This is a genomic window from Liquorilactobacillus hordei DSM 19519 (genome assembly GCF_019443985.1).
GTDB lineage: Bacteria > Bacillota > Bacilli > Lactobacillales > Lactobacillaceae > Liquorilactobacillus > Liquorilactobacillus hordei.
Genome location: NZ_CP049303.1, coordinates 1,986,060 through 2,005,331 on the forward strand (window position 1 = coordinate 1,986,060; position 19,272 = coordinate 2,005,331).

General features: G+C 35.4%; 18 protein-coding genes. 4 read left to right on the forward strand and 14 right to left on the reverse strand.

Features of this window, described 5'->3' with window-relative positions:
* Positions 1-933 (forward strand): NAD(P)-dependent oxidoreductase, encoded by a 933-nt coding sequence (locus G6O70_RS11005; protein ID WP_057869179.1) that lies wholly within the window; start codon positions 1-3, stop codon positions 931-933.
* Between the two features lie 91 nt (positions 934-1,024).
* Here the strand turns inward: G6O70_RS11005 and G6O70_RS11010 are convergent, their stop codons facing one another.
* The 6 genes from G6O70_RS11010 to G6O70_RS12265 are packed head-to-tail and all read right to left on the reverse strand — an operon-like array spanning position 1,025 to position 6,352.
* Positions 1,025-1,639 (reverse strand): DUF1054 family protein, encoded by a 615-nt coding sequence (locus G6O70_RS11010; RefSeq protein ID WP_057869180.1) that lies wholly within the window; start codon positions 1,637-1,639, stop codon positions 1,025-1,027.
* 27 nt (positions 1,640-1,666) lie between these two features.
* Positions 1,667-3,448, reverse strand: coding sequence for an ABC transporter ATP-binding protein (locus tag G6O70_RS11015; protein WP_057869181.1), 1,782 nt, complete (start codon positions 3,446-3,448; stop codon positions 1,667-1,669).
* Positions 3,448-5,172: an ABC transporter ATP-binding protein gene (locus tag G6O70_RS11020; protein ID WP_057869182.1), complete on the reverse strand. Its 1,725-nt coding sequence runs from the start codon at positions 5,170-5,172 to the stop codon at positions 3,448-3,450. The genes G6O70_RS11015 and G6O70_RS11020 overlap by 1 nt, the downstream gene beginning before the upstream one ends.
* A gap of 26 nt (positions 5,173-5,198) precedes the next feature.
* The gene (locus G6O70_RS11025) at positions 5,199-5,900 is read right to left on the reverse strand and encodes a LiaF transmembrane domain-containing protein (RefSeq protein WP_057869183.1); all 702 of its coding nucleotides are present in this window, start codon (positions 5,898-5,900) and stop codon (positions 5,199-5,201) included.
* 3 nt (positions 5,901-5,903) lie between these two features.
* A complete protein-coding gene (locus G6O70_RS12260) occupies positions 5,904-6,200 on the reverse strand; it encodes a LytTR family DNA-binding domain-containing protein (RefSeq protein ID WP_309137224.1) in 297 nt (98 codons plus the stop codon).
* Positions 6,107-6,352, reverse strand: a complete 246-nt coding sequence (locus G6O70_RS12265; protein ID WP_057869185.1) for a hypothetical protein — start codon at positions 6,350-6,352, stop codon at positions 6,107-6,109. The genes G6O70_RS12260 and G6O70_RS12265 overlap by 94 nt, the downstream gene beginning before the upstream one ends.
* Positions 6,353-6,685: 333 nt before the next feature.
* Between G6O70_RS12265 and G6O70_RS11035 the strand changes: the two genes are divergently transcribed.
* The 3 genes from G6O70_RS11035 (at position 6,686) to G6O70_RS11045 (ending at position 10,089) form a co-directional block, all read left to right on the forward strand.
* Entirely contained in the window at positions 6,686-7,993 is a 1,308-nt protein-coding gene (locus tag G6O70_RS11035; RefSeq protein WP_057869186.1) for a GntP family permease, read from the forward strand.
* A 15-nt stretch (positions 7,994-8,008) separates the two neighbouring features.
* Positions 8,009-9,154 carry a glycerate kinase family protein gene (locus G6O70_RS11040; protein WP_057869187.1) on the forward strand — a complete coding sequence of 382 codons (1,146 nt, stop codon included), beginning with the start codon at positions 8,009-8,011 and terminating at the stop codon, positions 9,152-9,154.
* 95 nt (positions 9,155-9,249) lie between these two features.
* The gene (locus G6O70_RS11045) at positions 9,250-10,089 is read left to right on the forward strand and encodes a YitT family protein (RefSeq protein ID WP_057869188.1); all 840 of its coding nucleotides are present in this window, start codon (positions 9,250-9,252) and stop codon (positions 10,087-10,089) included.
* A gap of 278 nt (positions 10,090-10,367) precedes the next feature.
* Here G6O70_RS11045 and hisC read toward each other — a convergent pair whose 3' ends face one another.
* From hisC to G6O70_RS11085, 8 genes are all read right to left on the reverse strand, one after another.
* Positions 10,368-11,483, reverse strand: a complete 1,116-nt coding sequence (hisC, locus tag G6O70_RS11050) for a histidinol-phosphate transaminase (protein WP_057869189.1) — start codon at positions 11,481-11,483, stop codon at positions 10,368-10,370.
* Positions 11,484-11,607: 124 nt separating this feature from the next.
* Positions 11,608-12,975: an NAD-dependent succinate-semialdehyde dehydrogenase gene (locus tag G6O70_RS11055; RefSeq protein WP_057869190.1), complete on the reverse strand. Its 1,368-nt coding sequence runs from the start codon at positions 12,973-12,975 to the stop codon at positions 11,608-11,610.
* Between the two features lie 16 nt (positions 12,976-12,991).
* Positions 12,992-14,272, reverse strand: a complete 1,281-nt coding sequence (locus tag G6O70_RS11060; protein WP_057869191.1) for an aspartate aminotransferase family protein — start codon at positions 14,270-14,272, stop codon at positions 12,992-12,994.
* A gap of 21 nt (positions 14,273-14,293) precedes the next feature.
* On the reverse strand, positions 14,294-15,034 hold the full coding sequence (locus G6O70_RS11065; RefSeq protein WP_083481893.1) for an amino acid ABC transporter ATP-binding protein: 741 nt from the start codon (positions 15,032-15,034) through the stop codon (positions 14,294-14,296).
* An 11-nt stretch (positions 15,035-15,045) separates the two neighbouring features.
* Positions 15,046-15,732 carry an amino acid ABC transporter permease gene (locus tag G6O70_RS11070; protein ID WP_057869192.1) on the reverse strand — a complete coding sequence of 229 codons (687 nt, stop codon included), beginning with the start codon at positions 15,730-15,732 and terminating at the stop codon, positions 15,046-15,048.
* Between the two features lie 23 nt (positions 15,733-15,755).
* Entirely contained in the window at positions 15,756-16,586 is an 831-nt protein-coding gene (locus G6O70_RS11075; RefSeq protein WP_057869193.1) for a transporter substrate-binding domain-containing protein, read from the reverse strand.
* Between the two features lie 18 nt (positions 16,587-16,604).
* Positions 16,605-17,444 (reverse strand): dimethylarginine dimethylaminohydrolase family protein, encoded by an 840-nt coding sequence (locus G6O70_RS11080; protein ID WP_057869194.1) that lies wholly within the window; start codon positions 17,442-17,444, stop codon positions 16,605-16,607.
* A 14-nt stretch (positions 17,445-17,458) separates the two neighbouring features.
* Positions 17,459-19,102, reverse strand: coding sequence for a M20/M25/M40 family metallo-hydrolase (locus G6O70_RS11085; protein WP_057869195.1), 1,644 nt, complete (start codon positions 19,100-19,102; stop codon positions 17,459-17,461).
* Positions 19,103-19,272 lie beyond the last annotated feature (170 nt).

Consider the following 19,272-nt stretch of genomic DNA (forward strand, 5'->3'; position numbering starts at 1 on the left):
ATGAATAAATTATTGCTATTAGGCGACCTAGTTCCACAAGCTAAACAAAAAATCTTAGATTTGGGCTATAATTTTGATGTTCTGTCAGATGCACAATCATTCGCACAGCTTTCACCACAAGATTTTCCAGAATACGAAGGCATAATTGTTCGCAATATTGAACCTGTTGATCCTAGATTCATTACCGAATTACCGAATTTAAAAATTATTGCTCGCAATGGAGCTGGGACTGACAATGTGCCAATTGAATTGGCGACAAATTCAAATATTTGGGTTTCTAATACTCCTGGTGCAAATGCTCAGGCAGTAGCCGAACATGCCTTAGCACTCGTAATGTATCTTCTAAAAGACTTCGGCAACAACAAGATGGCAAAAAAAACGGATTTATCGAAGGCTGTAGGCGCTGAATTACATGGAAAAACAGTCGGTGTTGTTGGTTGGGGGTTCATTGGTAAAAAATTTGCTGAAATAATGTCTGTATTAGGTGCAAATGTTATTTTCTACAATCGTTCAAAAAGAACTACAGACTTTGCCAAACAAGTTGAGTTAGATGAACTATTTTCAACAAGTGACATTATTTCACTTCATATCCCTGTAACAGCTGATACGAAATATCTAGTTACTAGTGAACTAATTAGAAAAACAAAGAAACAACCTATTCTGATTAATACAAGCCGCGGTGAGCTAGTTAAAAATTCAGTCTTACTAAACGGACTTCAAGAGGGATTATTAAAGGCCGTGGGATTAGATGTTTATGATAATGATGAAACTTCACTTGAAGAATTAATTGCTAATCCCAGTGTAATTATTACAAACCATTCTGCTGCCTTAACTACAGAAAGTCTTGAAGCAATGGCATTTGGAGCTATCGAAAATGTTGATGCTGCCATTAAGCAAGGAAAACCATTAAATCCAATTAATGCATTAAATTAGAACATGTTCTTCTGAAGTAATAAGTAACGGAGGGGAAAGGCCGAATATTTGGCCTTTCCCCTCCGTTACTTATTGCTCTATATATTACCTTCTAATCTTTAACTGCACCAATGGCTTCTTGATAAATAGGAATTAGTTTTGCAAAAACAGTATCCGATTCAAGCAAAAACTCCTCATTTGTCTTTTTTTTAAAGAATTCTTTTGGGAAAACTTTTCCAATCTGAAATTCACCTTTTTTTACATTCTTCCATCGCTGCAAGTCTCTAATTATATCCGTAGCACCAACTTTTTCTGTCTTTGTAATAGTATGGTCGAGCGACACATCAAAATCTGCTGGAATAGTTAATATTTTCTTTGGATTTTTAATAAATGTAGCAGCCATTTTCTCTTCTCCTTTGGGATTATCAATAAATGATAACCACAGTGCAAGGTAGTCTTTGTTGACTGCTATTTGAAAATGAGGTCCCATCTTATAACCCCTTTTTTGTTGACTAAATGCACACCATGTTATTTCTGGTGCATATTTTGTTCTTCTACGATGCTGTGCCACATGTGCATAAAATTTCTGATTACACTTTGATTCAAGAAAAAGAACTAATTGTTCCCCAAAAATTTCAAATTCTGGCTGTACAGTTTCTCTGATTGCCTTCATTCTTTCATCAAGTCCTTGTACTAAGAATACATTGAAAAATTCCTCTGATATCATGTATATCTACCTCTTATTTACAGTAATCTATTCAAACACCATTTGGTTAACATACAAATTATAATAAAAACCTTTATCTTTTAGTAATTTCTGATGATTTCCACGTTCTATTACTACACCATCTTTTAGAACAATAATCTCATCTGCTTCCACAATCGTTTTGAGTCGATGAGCAATAACGAAACTTGTCCTTCCGGCGATCACATTATCCATTGCTTTTTTTATTTTTTCCTCTGTAACCATGTCAACATTTGAAGTTGCCTCATCTAGAATTAAAAAACTCGGATCAGTTAACAAAGTTCTAGCAATACTGAGTAATTGTTTTTGTCCAACAGATAATATTGAATTTTCATCATCAACTTTAGTTTCATATTTATCTGGTAAGCTTTCAATATAGTCATTAATGTGTGCTTGTTTTGCAGCAGCAATCATCTGTTCATCGGTTGCTTCTGGTAATCCAAACTTGATATTGTCCGCAATTGTGCCTGAAAACATAACTGAATCTTGTAATACAATTCCAACATTTTTACGCAAAGAATGCAGTTCAAAATCTTTTACATCCGTTCCATCAAATAAAACTTCACCATTTGTTACATCATAGAAGCGATTCAATAAGTTCATGACCGTTGTTTTACCTGAGCCAGTTGGTCCAACCAATGCAACCATTTTACCTTTTTTCACATCAATATCAATTCCATGCAGAATTTCTTTTCCTTTACTATATTCAAAATGAACATTCTTTAATTCAACGCCCTCATCAACCTTCAAAAGTTGATGCCCGTTTTTGTTCATCTGTTCTTCAGGCTGTCTTAGCACCGTAACCAATCTTTTGGCCCCTGTCATCGCCAACTGCAACATAGAATACATAGATGTAATCTGCGTAATTGGTTGGAAGTATTGTTGTGAATACTGCACAAAAGTAACTACCAATCCAAGTCCAACTGCTTTACCCACATCTCCATTAATCACCATCCAAGACCCATAGGCTATGACAATTGCTAAGTTAAGCAGTGACAGTCCTTGCATCAATGGAAAAAGCATTCCTGAATATAACTGCCCTTTAAATGTTGATTTTCGCACACGCTCATTTAAAACTTTAAAATTTTCAACGGACTTTTCCTGAAGACCATTCGTAATAATTATCTTCTCACCATTAATTTGTTCATTAATATATCCATTTAATTTACTAATTTCATTTTGCTGATTATCAATATGATATCTTGCCTTTCTAATAATCAAAAAGGCAATTAAGATTACGAATGGGGTTGAAGCAACTGTTGCTACTGCTAGTTTTAAATTCAATGAGAACATCATCCAGATAACACCTATATAGAGAACTATCTGTGAGATCAATTCAAAAATTGCTTGATTCATCGCATTGAAAATATTATCTAGATCAGACGTAAATAACGATAAAATCTTACCATCTTGGTGTCTATCAAAGTAACTAACTGTCATTTTTTGCAACTTTCCAAACAACCCACGTTGCATCTTATTGGTTGATAAGGCATTTATTCGTGAAACTAGCAGGCTTGAAATTAACATTGTACATACTGACAGGAGATAAAATCCAAGTATCATCCAAAGAGCATTGTGAAAACTAGCCAAAGAAGCACTATGTCGCGTTGCTGGATTCATATAAGCTACTAGATATTTACTAAGACTTGTCATCGATTTTCCAAGATAAATTGGTGCTTTTATCTGCGCCCAAGTGGAAATTATAGTTAGCCCCACGACAAAGAGTAATCCTTTCCAATAAGGTTTTAAATAATGTTTGAAGTATGCAATTGATAACTTAAAATCCTTCATTATGCTTGCCCTCCTGTCCGTGAAAGTTGTGCGGCATATATCTCTTGATAGATTGGTGAACTCTCTAATAATTCCTTATGTGTTCCCATACCCACTAACTCACCATTATCTAGCACCAAAATTGTATCTGCCTTTATTACTGAAGATATTTTTTCAGCAATCATAAATACGGTTGTCATTTTCATTTCACTCTCAAGTCCTTGTTGGACTAATTTTTCAGACTTGGCATCTAATGCAGACGTTGAATCATCAAGAATTAATATCTTGGGTTTACCAATAATCCCTCTAGCAATTGATAATCGTTGCTTTTGACCACCAGAAAAATTAGCTGAACGTTCTTCGACACGATGTTTTACACCATCTTCATATTTATCAACGAATTCCTTAGCCTGAGCTACATCCAATGCCCATTCCATTTCTTCGTTCGTCGCGTCAGATTTACCTTGTTTCAAGTTATCCTCAATTGTGCCAGAAAAAAGAACCGCTTTTTGCAATACAAAACTAACTGTTGCGCGCAAAGTCGCCGCAGTAATTGACTGTAATTTTTTTCCACCAATCTTAACATTTCCTCTTGTTGGATCATATAATCTCGCAATCAATTGGGCTAAAGTTGTCTTTCCTGATCCAGTAGAACCAACAATTCCCACAAAACTTCCTTCTTTGACTTTAAAGGAAATATCTTTCAAAGAATCTTCACTAGCATTTGGATATGCAAAACTAACATTTTCAAATTCAACATTTGAAGCCAAAATATTCTCGCCTGCATTATCATTAAATTCAACATCAGGTTTAGTTTCCATTACTTCTTTGACACGTTTTAGTGAAATCATCCCTCTAGATGCCATAGTCATTGTCATTGCTCCAATTATAATAGCAAACATTAATTGCATTAAATATGAGATAAAGGAAGCAATTGCCGCTAAATCATTTGGATGGCTTATAATTTTTGCCCCAATAAAATAAACCGACAGTAAAATCATTATATTCGAAATTAACATAAATGCTGGAATCAATAGCGAAAATAAATAACCAATCGTCAAATTCAAATTTTTCAACTCATCTGCCGTTGCTGCAAATTTTTTAGTCTCATTTTCTTCCTGATTAAATGATTTAATAACTCGAATTCCTTGCATTGACTCCTTTGCAACAGTGTTCATTCGATCTAACCATTTCTGAAATCTTGCAAATAAGTCACCCATATGCGAGAAAACAGATCCAGTTAAAGCTAATATCAAGACAATCATTAAAATCTCAATCCACCACAATCTAGGAATTGTAATGATTCCTAGAATAAAGGCTCCTATAAAAAGCAAAGGGATTCGCAACAACTGTGTCAATATTGTCATTACCAAATTCAGAATCTGATTCATATCATTAATTAAACGTACAACTAGACTCCCAGCTGAAAACTTTTCGATGTTTCCAAACGAAAAGCCTTGAATCTTAGTGTATAAATCTGCTCTTAAATCCGTCGTAACTGACTGTGCTACTTTAGCAGAAAAAAAGGTACTTGCAATTCCTGCAATGATACCGATTACTGCTAGAACAATCAATTGAACTCCATAATCATAAACTTCGTTGCGATTATTTGCGATAATTGCCTTCATAATTGTCTGTAAGAGTTTTGGTTGCCACAAGGTACTGCCAGCAAGTATAATCACCGAAATAATGGCTCCAATTATTGATAAATAATTATTTTTCAAATAGGGTTTTAAAATTTCCATATAAACTTTCACTCCTAAAATAGTTATTAAATGTATCTAATCTTTAATTCTGATAAATTCAGATTTCCATTGATATAAACTTTCTTCTCAAAAACATTTTCCTCTTCCTGTCCAGTATTGACTTCACTAAAAACACTATTGATATTAACAAAAACTTTCCATTCCCTAGGGAAGAATAACATTATTTCACTTAATGAACCATTAATAAATATATTTGCCTCATCATTTTGAAGTTCAACATTGTCAAAATATATTTTTAAAGATGCAAATCTTGCATTAATAGCAACCCGTTCCAGATTACTTGCTTTTACATACCTGACACTACTAGACATACTCTCATTAATTTTTATTTTTTTTTCAGAAGTATCTGTCTCAAACGAACTTATTTTGTGTTTCCAATTCCAGTCCCACTTCTTATTCCTACCAAAAGATTTAAAAATCATTGACAGCCCTACACTTACCAAACCGGCAACTAAAATAATCGTCCAAGTTCCTAGCGCCTGAACACCCAGTTCTTTAGCATACAATATTACCAAAAAGGCTATGGAAAAAACAGTTTGTGAGATTCTTCTATATCCAATCCCTTGTGCCAATAAAAATACAAATAAAACTGTAAGTACGATTGTCCAAAACTTAAAATGAAAACTAATAATCTCTAACTTAGTTGAAACAAGTAGTGTCGCAAATATCAAAATTAAAATTCCTAAAAAAAATCGTTTTGTTTTCATATCTTATTCTTCCCTGCTTTCTAATCTTCTTTTTGTATCTTTAACATATCTTCGTGAAACATATACTTGTTTATAGGATTCATGAAAAGCAATCAAATTACCTGTTAAACTGCGTGTTAAAGTGTACACTGCATCTAAATTAATAATTGTTGATTTAGAGACTCTCATGAAGTTTTGTGGCAATAACTTTTCAAGTTCATACAACCTTAAATGCGTCTCAAATAAATCGTTCTTTGTGTGTGCATTAACAATTCTGTCATCATTTTCAAAAAAAGGATACTTGCACTGCTTATGTAAAATTCCGTTGCTCCTTGAAACAACTTAATTTTCTTATTAATTATTTTTCTTAAAATCTCTTCATACAATTTTTTAATATCGTTAGTTTGCTCAGCTGCCCGAATGACCACTTCAGTTTCTTTAACTTCATTGTCAATTTCTACTCTAATCTTCATAAGAATCTTTACCCTTCGAATTAAGTACATCATATGTTTTTAAAAAGGTAAACTGATTTTACACAAGCGGTCGTTTTTTATGTTTAAAGTGCTTATTTTAATAAAATCGGATTTAATTTCTTTCTCTCACATTTTTCTTATTTATAATTTTTCTTAAGCATTTGTGATTAAATTAACTTTTAAAAATGAAAATAATTTACTATCCAAGTATACATTTTCCATTATAAATGCTAATTTAAAAGAAAAAAATAGCTTGTAATTATTCTCACATATGAGTACAATTAATCCTGTTGTTTATTTTTGATATTTTTTTCACAATTAGGAGGTTTTTAAATGAGTTCCACACTTACAATTTCTTGGTGGGCAGCATTAATTGGTTTAGCAATTGCCATTATTTTAATTCTAAAAAAGGTTAATCCTGTATATTCACTGATTCTGGGTGCCATAGTTGGTGCTTTACTCGGTGGAGCAAATCTTGTCCAGACCATTAATATTTTGATTCAAGGTTCGCAAAGCGTGATGGGAACTGTTTTGCGTGTTCTTGCAGCAGGAATGTTAGCTGGTGTAATGATGGAATCAGGTGCAGCTGACACAATTGCTCGTGCAATTGTTACTAAGCTAGGTGATCATTTTGCACTTTTTGCATTAGCTCTAGCAACAATGGTCATTACGGCCGTTGGTGTTTTCATTCCGGTTGCCATCTTAATAGTTGCGCCAATTGCTTTAGAAGTTGGTCAGCGTATGAACATTTCAAAATTATCTTTACTAATCGCTCTTTCTGGAGGTGGAAAAGCAGGAAACATAATCTCACCTAATCCCAATACAATTGCCGCTGCAAAGGGCTTTAATCTACAGCTAAGTCAAGTTATGATTGCTGATTTAATTCCTGCAATTTTAGCCCTTGCTATGACAATCTTTATCGCAAATCTGCTTAAGAAAAAGGGTACGATGATAACAGAACGTGATTTTGAATTACCTAGCAGTTCAAAATCACTTCAAAAACTGCCAACTTTAAAAACTGCACTCGTAACTCCATTAGTAGCAGTCATCTTACTATTACTAAATCCAATTGGTTCACTACTGCACATTAATTTTCTAACTAATTTGAACCTTGATGCACTTTACATCCTTCCATTTGCTGCGATTGTTGGTACAATTGCTATGAAACAAGGAAATAAAATCCGCGAATATGCAGCTGCTGGGATAAACCGAATGACAGATGTTGTTCTCATTTTAATTGGTGCTGGTACAATTGGAGCAACAATTACCTCTTCAAATTTACCAGAACAAATTATTAATTTAATTAAAATTAGCCATATTTCAGGTGTTTTACTAGCGCCATTATCAGGTATTTTAATGGCAGCTGCTTCTGCTTCAACTTCAACTGGTGTTATCCTGGCAACAGGGTCATTTTCAAAAGCAATTCTCGGTTTCGGTGTTACTCCGCTCGCCGCAGCTGCAATGGTTCATACAGGTGCAATTGTAATTGACCAACTACCACATGGTAACTATTTTCACGTCACTGCAAATGCAATGCACATGGACATTAAAGAACGTTCACGCTGCATTCTTTATGAGTCCATTATCGGTATTACAGCGATGGTAACAGCAACAATTATTTTTGGTTTTCTAAAATTCTAAGTGAGGTCTTTTATTATGAAGTTTGTTATTGCCCCAGATTCATTCAAAGGAAGTCTAACAGCCAAAGAAGTTGCTTTAGCAATAAAAAAAGGTATTTCAAAAATTTTTCCTACAGCAAATTTCGAACTTGTTCCAATGGCTGATGGCGGTGAGGGAACTGTTCAATCACTCGTTGATGCTACCGCCGGTAAAATCATTTCAAAGGAAGTCGTTGGACCGCTCGGAAGCAAAGTAGTGGCCAACTATGGTTTACTTGGAAACTCTAAAACTGCTGTAATTGAGATGGCCGAAGCAAGCGGAATTGGATATATTAATAAGACAACGGCAAATCCCTTAATTACAACCACTTTTGGAACAGGTCAGTTAATCATTGATGCACTCGATCATGATGTTGATGAAATTATTCTTGGCATCGGTGGAAGTGCAACTAACGATGGCGGTGCAGGGATGGCCCAAGCTATTGGTGTGCATTTGCTTGACTCCAAGGGACAAGAACTAACTTTCGGTGGTGCAGCACTATTACAGCTTGCTAAAATTGACACTAACAATCTTGACAGTCGACTAAATAACGTCAAGATTGTGATTGCCTCTGATGTTAACAATCCACTAACTGGAAAAAAAGGAGCTTCTGCAGTTTTTGGTCCACAAAAAGGAGCAACACCTGAAATGGTACAACAACTCGACAAAAGTTTAGTTCATTATTCAAAAATGTTACAAAAATACTTGCATAAAGATGTCGCAACATTACCAGGAGCAGGTGCAGCAGGTGGTTTAGGGGCGGGATTATTAGCTTTTACCACAGCAAAAATGGAACATGGTATTGACATTGTAGTCAACTATTCCAATCTAAAGAGTAAGGTTCAAGATGCCGACTTCATTATTACTGGTGAAGGTGGAATTGACTTCCAAACTCAATATGGTAAAACCCCATTCGGAGTTGCAAAGGCTGCTAAAAGCATTGCCCCTAATGCCCCTGTTATTGCTCTTGCTGGATATGTAGGTAAAGGCGTTGATGTTTTATACCAAAATAACGTAATGGATGCAATTTTTTCAACGGTTTCTGGTGCTAAAACTTTAGATCGTGCCTTTAAAGATAGCCAGGCGGATATTGCACAAACTTCTGAGAATATTGCGCGCTTAATTAAGAAACTAACACACTAAATTATTGTTATTACTTTTTTCTGTGAATGAATTCTCGCGTCGCTATTGGATTTTTGGTAAAATATTACTAATGAGTAGTATGAAAGGAGTCTTCCATGCCAAAAAGCCTCAGAAAAAAGCCACTATTTAATTTTTTGATACTCGTTGTAGCACTTGAAATAATAGTTATCTCTATTAATTTTTTTTATTCGCCAATAGAGGTTGCCGCCGGGGGAGCAACTGGAATTGCTATTTTATTAAATGCTGCATTCGGAATTAATATTGCAGTTTCAGTACTAGTGATAAATACTATTATGGTTATTTTAGCCTTCTTCTTTTTAGAAAGAGAAATTGTCCAAAAAATCACGTTAGGTAGTTTCTTATTACCACTGTTCATGTACCTAACACCTAGTTTTAAAATTGTTGATGACTCTTTCCTTGCAGTTACAATTGGCGGAACAATCTTTGCACTTGGAATTGCTATGCTTTATCGGATTGATGCTTCCAGTGGTGGAACAACCGTCCCTCCATTAATCATCCGTAAATATTTTCATATAAATACAGCAATTTCACTCTTAGCCATTGATTTCGTTGTAACTTTCTTCAATATTTTTACAATGGGTTTGAATGCCTTCTTTCTAGCCGGTTTTTCCCTGGTCATTACTTCTGTTGTAATGCGTTATATTGAAACAGGTCTAGATCATAAATATCAAATCCAAGTTATGAGTCTCCACAAAACAAAAGAGATTCAGGAAATGGCGCTAAATGTTGACCATAGTCTAACAGTTTATGATGTCCGTGGCGGTTACAGTGATAACCAAAAAGAAATCTTAATGCTTGTTGTCGATAATCAGAGTTACGGTCCGCTATTGCGCTCAATTCATGCCATTGATCCCGATGCATTTATTATTACTTCAAATGTTGTAAAGGTTCATGGCGGTCGGTTAGGTCTTTAAAAATAAACAAACTAGTTCCTCATATTGCTAATTTTCTTGTAAAAAAAGAAGCAACTAGAAGAGGAAAGTGTTCCGTAAGTCGGAAAAATTTGAGTACTAACCCCAAATTACTCATAGTAAGTTCTTTACTATAAGTAATTCGAAGTTCGACGGAGAATTTTGACTTATGGAATACGTTTATACAGAATAATCAGCGAGACTGGGTCAAAATTCAACTTTTGGCACAGTCTCCTCTTTGTTTATTCTGAATAAACATATTTCCTCCTAGTTACTTCTTTTTAATTTTCAATAACATCTGCTAACTTATTAAGCAAAAAGTCATTTTCCTCTTTTTTTCCAATCGTTATCCTCACATATGCTGGATATCCCCATGCATCACATTCACGAATAATAACACCTTTTGCCATGAGCTGTTCACAGATTGTTGCAGAATAAAGATCATTTGGTAATTTAGCAAAGATAAAATTCGAACTAGATGGTATAACTGTAAATCCCATTTCATTCAAAATGCTCTCCATTCGTGCACGCTCATCTAAAATAAGATTCTTTATCCTATCTGCTTGTTCTTGGTCCGCTAATAGAGTTGCTTTAGCAGCAAAAAGTCCAGTCCGGTTTACACAAAAGGGCTCCGTAATCGTATCAAAAGCACTAATTACCGCTGCCTGGGCCATAAGGTATCCAACTCGGACTCCTGCCATTCCATAAAACTTAGAAAAGGTTCTAATTACAATTAACTTCTTATTTTTCAACAGCTCCACTATCTCTGGACGTTGCCCTCCAGCTATAAAATCAGCATACGCTTCGTCTAAAACAATCCAAACATCATCACCGACACGATCTATGAAGCTTTCAAGCTCTTTTCTGTCATTGATTACACCTGTTGGATTGTTAGGATTACATAGCCAAATCAATTTGGTTTTATCTGTAATATCTTCTTCCATTGCTTCCAAGTCATAAGTGAAATCTGATTTTACTGGAATTTCTCTGATAGTTGCCCCCATCAAAATTGAAACTTCTCGATATAAGCGATATGTTGGCTTAGCGATTAAAACTTCGTCGCCTTCATCTAATAACAATCTAGCAACGGTTTCAATTACATTACCTGCTCCACTACCCAATGCTATATTCGTGACATCCAAATTGTTAATTTTTGCAATCGTTGCGGTTAATTCTACATAATCGTCTTCTGGATATCGATTAACTACCTCTAAACTTTCTTGCATAGCCTTCTTGGCATGTTTATACGGCCCAAATGGATTCTCATTCGAACCTAGCTTAACAACCTTATTTAAACCATATCTTTTTAATACCGAAGCCTCTGTTTCACCAGCTATGTATGGCTTACAGTCATCAACTTGTTTTCGTAAGTTCAAACTAACTACGCTCTCTTTCATGATTACCTCCCAAATTTGTTTCAGAATATGTTTAAGCTGTACCTAAAGTCGAATTAAAAGGGGGCCACACCAAGAAATAATTGGCGCCACCCCTTTTGTATCTAAGCTGCAATTACAACCTTAATCAATTAAATACAATTATTTTTTCATTAGCAAATTCATAAAGTCCCAGGTCACTCATCTCTCGTCCATATCCTGAATGTTTTATCCCACCAAAAGGCAACTCTGGATGTGCACCAGAAGGTCGATTAATAAAAACTTGGCCTGTTTCAATCGCAGATGCAATTGCATGTGCCCTCTCTATATTTTGCGAATATACCGCACCCGCTAATCCAAAGAAAGAATCATTAGCTAATTCAACTACAGCATCATCATTAGGAACCACATGAACTTGCGCTACCGGTCCGAAGAATTCCTGATAATAAGCTGGATTATCATGTTTTATATTAGCCAAAACAACTGGCTTAAAGAAATAACCATCACCCTGAACAGGTCCTCCTGCAACTAAAACTTCTGCACCATTTGCAACAGCCTCTTCAACTTGCTTTTGAAGGCCTTCTACTGCATTCTTTGAGGACAAGGGTGTTAGTTCTGTATCTTCATCAAGAGGATCACCTAATTTGATATTTTTAAATTTCTTTTCGATACCAGAAATAAATCTTTCAGCAACACTTTCTTCTACAATGTATCGCTTAGCTGATGTACAAACTTGACCTGCATTTCGTAATCGTGCACCAACAGCATCATTTACTGCTAATTCAAGATCGGCATCATCAAGTATTACAAAAACATCACTGCCACCAAGCTCCATTGTTGATTTAACTAAATTTTTTCCAGCCTGACCTGCAATAATACGCCCAGCATCTTCAGATCCTGTTAAAGCAACACCTTGGACCCTCTCATCTGCAATAATATCAGCAATTTGATCATGTGATACAAAAAGGTTAGTAAATCCCCCATCACCCAAACCAGCTTCTGTAGCCAAGTCTTCGAGTAACTTTGCACATCCTGCAACAATTCCTGCATGCTTAAGAACTACTGGATTTCCTAACAAATAATTAGGTGCCAAAACTCTTACAACTTGTGAGTATGGGAAATTCCAAGGTTCAATGCTCGCAACTATCCCAATTGAATGATATTCCAACAAAGCCTTTTTTCCATCTGAGTACTCATAAGGTTTAGGCTCCAATAAGCTTGGTCCTTTATCAGCATAATAACGTGCTAAATTTGCACACAACAAAACCTCACCTTTGCCCTCAGCAACTTTCTTACCCATGTTGATTGCAGCTTCTTTTGCTAATTTATCCTGATTTTTTTCAAGAATCTCCGTAAATTTTACTAATTTCTTTGACCTTTCAGAAACTGGTACTTTTTTTTGAGCCTTATAGAACTTCTCAGCTTGATCAAGTCTTTTTGCAACATCATCGGTGGACATCAACTTATATTCCTTAACCAAATTACCAGAGTATGGATTAATAACCTTATACGCCATATCGTGACCCCTTCCGTTATTTAACTATACTTTTTGCAATACTACGGTCAATCACTTCTAATGCTTCGTCAATAATATCATATGAAACTATTAACGGTGGAATAAAACGAATCACATTATGGAATACTCCGCAATTCAATAATATTAAGTGTTCCTTCAATGCCTCTTCTCTAATCTCTGTAACTAATTCAGTTGCCGGTTTATTAGTCCTAGAATCTCTAAATTCTACACCTATCATTAGTCCTAAGCCACGTACGTTACTAATTACATCGTATTTCTGTGCTAATAATTCTAATTTTTCTTTAAAATATGTTCCCTTCTTACGTACATTTCCCAGGAAATCGTCACTCATGATATCCAAAACAGCTGACCCCGCAGCACAAGCAAGCGGATTGCCACCAAATGTTCCACCATGCGCACCTGGTTCCCATTGATCCATATATTCAGCTTTTCCAATGACTGCACTTAAAGGAATTCCATTTGCAATTCCTTTTGCAGAAGTCAATATATCAGGTTGCACTCCATAATAGTCCTTCGCAAATAAGTAACCCGTTCTCCCATAGCCACTCTGAATCTCATCAAAAATCAAAATTATTCCATACCTATCACAAATTGCTCGTAATTTTTCTAAGAATATTTTAGGAGCAGGAAGATAGCCGCCCTCTCCTTGTACCGGTTCAACAACAATACAGGCAACTTGCGAGGGAGCCAAAACACGATGAAAGAGTCCTTCTAATTGATCAATACATCTTGCAACTTCATCATCAGCGCTCAACTTTGAGTTATAAACATCTGGAAAGTCAACATGATAGACAGGAGGTAACACACCTTCATAGTTCTTACGATATTGCGCATTCGAAGCTGTCATTGCGGCTGTTAACAGTGTCCTGCCATGAAAAGAACTTGTAAACGCAACTATTCCATTCCTTTTCGTAACACTCAATGCTAGCTTTACAGCCCCTTCATTTGCCTCAGCACCGCTGTTAGAAAAATAGACTTTATAGTCTTTCCCAACTCGTTTTACCAATTTTTCAGCTAATTCAATGTACGATGGATAATAAACAACATTGTGCCCACCATGTACAAGTTCATGTAATTGTTTTTCAACAGCTGCAACAATTGTCGGGTTATTATGTCCACAGTTAACCACCCCTACACCAGCTGCAAAGTCGAGATATTGTTCACCATCTTCAGAAGTAAGATATACTCCTTCACCTTTTATTACACCTAGTTTTGTTGACCTTTTTGCAACAGGAGGTAATACTTCTAATGAACGTTCATATAAAGACTTAGCCACATTATCCACTCCATTCACAGACTACATCACTTTAGATAAAAATGATTGCGTCCGCGTATTTTTAGTTTCCTCAAAAATATACTTTGGATTGCCACTATCAGCAATCTTTCCCTTATCCATAAACAAAACCTTATCTGCAATATTTTGTGCAAAGGACATCTCATGCGTAACAATAATCATTGTCATCCCATCAGCTGCCAACTTCTCCATTACACTCAGCACTTCTCCAACAACTTCAGGATCAAGTGCCGAAGTTGGTTCGTCAAATAACATAACTTCGGGATTCATGGCAAGCGCCCGTGCAATCGCGACACGTTGTTGTTGACCACCTGATAACGATTGAGGATAAGCATCCGCCTTTTCAGATAATCCAACCTGCTTCAATAATAAATGTGCATGCTCAATTGCTTGCTTAGGCGTATCCACTTTTAATTTGATGGGGGCAAATGTAATGTTCTCAAGCACAGTTTTATTTGGAAAAAGATTGAATTGTTGAAAAACCATTCCCATTTTCTGTCTAAGCACACGTAACTTATCTTTACTAGCGCCATTTAACTCTTCACCTTCAAAGATAACATTGCCGGAATAATCGCCTTCAAGTCTATTTAAACATCTCAATAATGTACTTTTTCCACCACCAGATGGTCCAATCAAGACAACTTTTTCTGATTTTTTTACCGTAAAAGAAATATCCTCCAGAACAACATTATCTGCATAAGCCTTCTTTAAATTTTTCACTTCAATAATATTTTCTTCTGTCATCAGTTGTCCTCCTAATTACTCTGTGTGTACTTGCTACCCATTTTTCTTTCTACCAATTGCATCAACTGTGAAAGAACAAATGTTAGTACAAAATAAATAGTCGCTGCAACAATTAAAGGAGGAACAAAATTATACAAGGTCCCACCTACTCCAAGAGCCTGTGCTGTAACTTCTTGAACACCAATATAAAATAATACTGAAGATTCTTTGACTAGTGAGATAAATTCATTCCCTAAGGCAGGTAAAATGTTTCTAATCGCTTGTGGTAAGATAATTGAAAACATTGTAGTTCGTTCACTTAAGCCTAATGATATTCCCGCTTCTGTTTGACCTTTAGAAATCGAAATAATCCCTGAACGAAAAATCTCCGCAGTATATGCTCCAGAATTTATTCCCAATGCAATTGAACCCGGAATAACTCTGTCTAGGCCAGATCCTAAAAACTGGATTTGTGGTACAGCTAACACATTAGAAAGAGTGTAGTAAATCAACATAACTTGAATCATTGCCGGTGTTCCACGAACAATTGCAATATAAACACGTGCAATATAAGAAAGTACCTTAATCTTTGATAGCCGGAACATTACAAAAACCAGACCCAAAAGGATTCCGATAACTATACCGATTATTGAAATCAAAATTGTTTGTGCAGTTCCTTCAAAAAACACGGGATAGTACTGCTTTAAAAAATCGAACATTGTCTTCACCCTTTATTATTTATCTATTTACCATATTTAGATTGTAATTCCTGTGCCTGTTTAAACATTTTTGTCATTTCACCATTCTTTTGTAACTTAGTAATTACCTTATTGACACGTTTTACTAATTCTTTGTCATTCTTTCTTGCCGCAACATTGACTGATCTTTGTTCCTTCGGTGTATTTAGAGTAACTTTTGCAATGGCATATTTACCTGGGAACTGCTTCAAGTAGTTATCTGCAATTTCATTTTCAACAACAACACCATCTAATTTTCCTTGTAGGAGTTCTGTTGTTAAACCCGTTAAAACCCCTTCTGTGACAACATTGCTGCCCTTTAATTGGTTCTTAGCGATTGTTTCTTGTGTCGTTGTTTGCTGTGCACCAATTTGTTTTCCCTTAACAGAGGCTACTGTATTAAAGCTATTTGCATCTTTCTTTTGGACCAATAAGACATTCTTAACTGTGTAATATGACTTGGAAAATGCAACAACTTTCTTTCTTTCATTCGTCGAAACCATCCCTGCAAGTACCAAATCAACTTTATTGCTCTTTAGTTCAGAAATTAACGAAGGAAACTCTGTATTCTCGATTTTAAGCTTCACTCCTAGATTATCTGCAATTTTTTGAGCAAGCATCATATCATATCCAACAATTTGTTTTTTTCCATTTTTTACGATTGGAAATTCAAACGGTGCATAATCAGCAGATGTTCCGACAACTAGAGTGCCCTTATCTTGAATCTTTTTGACACTATTGTCAGAGCTCGTACTACTGCTACATCCTGCCAATATCAATCCTAGAGCAATTATTGCTCCAATAATCCCTAATCCTTTTTTAATTTCCTTTTTCATAATAAGCCCCTCCAATTTTTATATACGATCTAGTGGGAATGTCATGCAGTGGGGTCCACCGCCTGCTTTTAGAGTTTCAGTAATATCTAATTCAATTACATCCATCCCATGTTCGCGTAATGCATCGTTTACATCCTTATTTTGCTTCAACGACAAAACTCTGTGATTACCCAAGCTCTCTAGGTTACACCCATGCTGGAAGATTGCTTCTTCAGGAACCTTAATGATTTCAATCGCAAGTTCTTGCAGTAATTGCTTAAATTCAGTTGGTAATCCATCCTCATAGGCAACAGCTAAGTTATCATCAACTAAATTGAAACACATATCTAGATGCAAATAACGTGAATCAGCAGGAACTGGATATACCTGATACCCCAGCGGCTCCAGCCCGGCTTTCAATTCATTGAAACCTTCCAGATTAGTTCTCTCAATTATTCCAACTGCAATTATATTTTCTCTCAAGAAGGCAAAATCCCCACCTTCAAAAAGGCCATTTTTTACTTCTAAAAGTTTGGGGATTCCCAATTCTTTCATTTTTTCTTCATATGCTGAATGTTCAGCATAGCGTAAGGGTTCCTTGAAATTTCCTAATATATACCCTTCCTTGACACACCCACCAAAGTCTCTTGCAAAAACCGAATTCGTCATACTCTCTTGCGGTGTCAACTGTTCTACTTGTACACCTGCTTTTGCATATGCATCTAGCAATTGCTGATATTCATCCAATAACTTTTCTTTATCTAAAGGTTGATCTTGATACTTTTTGGAAATCTCATTAATTGGTGCAGCTTCATCCAAAAAAGTAGGAGGACAGGTTAAAACCTTCTTTAAGACCGATGTTCCATTTCTTACAAACATAATTTTTCCTCTCCTTAATTTTTCCAAATTTTTTGAGTATAATTTCTAATTAATTTAGGGAGTATCACAAACGAATAAGGTTTATACACCCTTTCTTTCCAAGTGTGTGCCCCTTTACCATAAACACCAATATCAACTGCTGGAATATTTAATTCTCGCATTTTATCATATGGTAAAGGATACAGCTGATCTGCCAATGGGAAAATATTCTTCATTTTCTCTACCTCCTGTGGACTCTCATCCATCATTAAGTAGCTGCTATCAGAAAGATATGGGAAGAATTGTTTCATTGTAAAATCAATATGTGCATCATTTTCATCTAATGTTTCTTCTAGATTCTGATATACTTTGGAATCTTTTGTAATACTATTATGGGGACAAAACGGTGGTGCTAAAAATAAAATAACCTTAGCTTCATTGTCATTAATCTGCTGATCAAGGTAATCAATTAGCTTGAAACCAGCAGAACGCTTGTCTAATTCACCATTATCACTAATAAAATTATTAATAAGTTTCTGATAATCGATTCCTAGTTCAGCTAAATGCTTAAGATATTCCTCGAAACTATATACATTAAGTTCTGGTGAATTATCACCTGCTGGAAAGTTCAATTTACTGAGGAATTTATTTTCTCGCTGCCTTGTTTCAACAACCAATTGCTCACAATCTAACTTGACTGCCTCTTTTAACTGTTCAATAATCTCAAAAACAGGTTTCTTATAGGTAAACGTATTAAAATACATCTCAGTCACTTTGGCAGTTTGAACATTATAGAAATCTTTTTGATCACGTAACATGAGGCAAGAAGAAGGCAGAATTTCTTCTCCTGGGATATCTTCAACAAAAGCAGGATTGTTATTAATTAACACGTTAATCCGGCTGGCAATTAATGTTGAATCAATTCCTGCATAAGTATTTCCGACATGTGTCTCGATGCCTTTAATGTAAAAACAAGTCAGTGTTTTGCCAGCAGCCCCATAATAAATATATTTTTGTGTGTCTCCGGCATATTTTGGACTAATAAAATCTGTATTGATAGCCACACTGTATTGTAAATGCCACTCTTCTTGTAGTCTCTTCAATTCATCCAAAGCAGCAATTACTCCACTATGATCATTTTCCTCAACACAATTGCCCATAAACAACAAATTGCCTTTTTGAAGTTTTGGATGTTCACTGAAATACAGTAAGTTAGCTATATTTACAGCATCGCCGCTCTTCATATCTAATGCGCCTCTACCAAAAAGCCAATCCCCTGAACTTGCATCATTTTGAATTTCACGATCACTATCATAATTCGTAAAATATTGTTCGAGGTAATCTGGATCCAAAGCCTTTTCCTTGATTGATCCAAAGTCGTCCAAACCAACGGTATCAAAATGAGAATGATACAAAACTGTTTTATGAGTCCCTTCTTTGCCTAAAAAAGCAAAAATATTTTTTCTTCCTAAAAGGTCACCATCAATTTTTTGGGTCCAAACCCACTGAGGATGTTCTTTGAAAACTGTAAAGCTTCTCAAAATTTTTTCGAGCTTCTCCACCAAATCTACTTCACCTTTTGTTCCATTGACACTTTTTGTAGCAACTAGTTCTCGTGTCAACAACTCTATTCTCTGTTCTTCGTTTGTGACGGTTTCTAAATTAAATACCGAATTCATTTTAATCACTTCATTCTCTTAATTTAATCGAATTATAATTTATATATTTAATCACGTCAACAAACATCACATCATTTTTTTTAATACTTAACTATTTGAAAAAAAATTTTTTATGCGTTTTCAATCTTTTTCTCGTCCTACAAATACTATTAAATAAGCATTCATGAAAA

Bases quoted from the DNA above. Each gene is read 5' to 3' on its own strand.
- G6O70_RS11080 (WP_057869194.1), bottom strand. From the start codon at position 17,444: ATGTTTGTAAGAAATGGAACATCGGTCTTAAAGAAGGTTTTAACCTGT.
- G6O70_RS11075 (WP_057869193.1), bottom strand. From the start codon at position 16,586: ATGAAAAAGGAAATTAAAAAAGGATTAGGGATTATTGGAGCAATAATT.
- G6O70_RS11010 (WP_057869180.1), bottom strand. From the start codon at position 1,639: ATGATATCAGAGGAATTTTTCAATGTATTCTTAGTACAAGGACTTGAT.
- G6O70_RS11015 (WP_057869181.1), bottom strand. From the start codon at position 3,448: ATGAAGGATTTTAAGTTATCAATTGCATACTTCAAACATTATTTAAAA.
- G6O70_RS11035 (WP_057869186.1), top strand. From the start codon at position 6,686: ATGAGTTCCACACTTACAATTTCTTGGTGGGCAGCATTAATTGGTTTA.
- G6O70_RS11045 (WP_057869188.1), top strand. From the start codon at position 9,250: ATGCCAAAAAGCCTCAGAAAAAAGCCACTATTTAATTTTTTGATACTC.
- G6O70_RS11055 (WP_057869190.1), bottom strand. From the start codon at position 12,975: ATGGCGTATAAGGTTATTAATCCATACTCTGGTAATTTGGTTAAGGAA.
- hisC (WP_057869189.1), bottom strand. From the start codon at position 11,483: ATGAAAGAGAGCGTAGTTAGTTTGAACTTACGAAAACAAGTTGATGAC.
- G6O70_RS11085 (WP_057869195.1), bottom strand. From the start codon at position 19,102: ATGAATTCGGTATTTAATTTAGAAACCGTCACAAACGAAGAACAGAGA.
- G6O70_RS11070 (WP_057869192.1), bottom strand. From the start codon at position 15,732: ATGTTCGATTTTTTAAAGCAGTACTATCCCGTGTTTTTTGAAGGAACT.
- G6O70_RS11005 (WP_057869179.1), top strand. From the start codon at position 1: ATGAATAAATTATTGCTATTAGGCGACCTAGTTCCACAAGCTAAACAA.
- G6O70_RS11020 (WP_057869182.1), bottom strand. From the start codon at position 5,172: ATGGAAATTTTAAAACCCTATTTGAAAAATAATTATTTATCAATAATT.
- G6O70_RS11040 (WP_057869187.1), top strand. From the start codon at position 8,009: ATGAAGTTTGTTATTGCCCCAGATTCATTCAAAGGAAGTCTAACAGCC.
- G6O70_RS12265 (WP_057869185.1), bottom strand. From the start codon at position 6,352: ATGAAGATTAGAGTAGAAATTGACAATGAAGTTAAAGAAACTGAAGTG.
- G6O70_RS11025 (WP_057869183.1), bottom strand. From the start codon at position 5,900: ATGAAAACAAAACGATTTTTTTTAGGAATTTTAATTTTGATATTTGCG.
- G6O70_RS11065 (WP_083481893.1), bottom strand. From the start codon at position 15,034: ATGACAGAAGAAAATATTATTGAAGTGAAAAATTTAAAGAAGGCTTAT.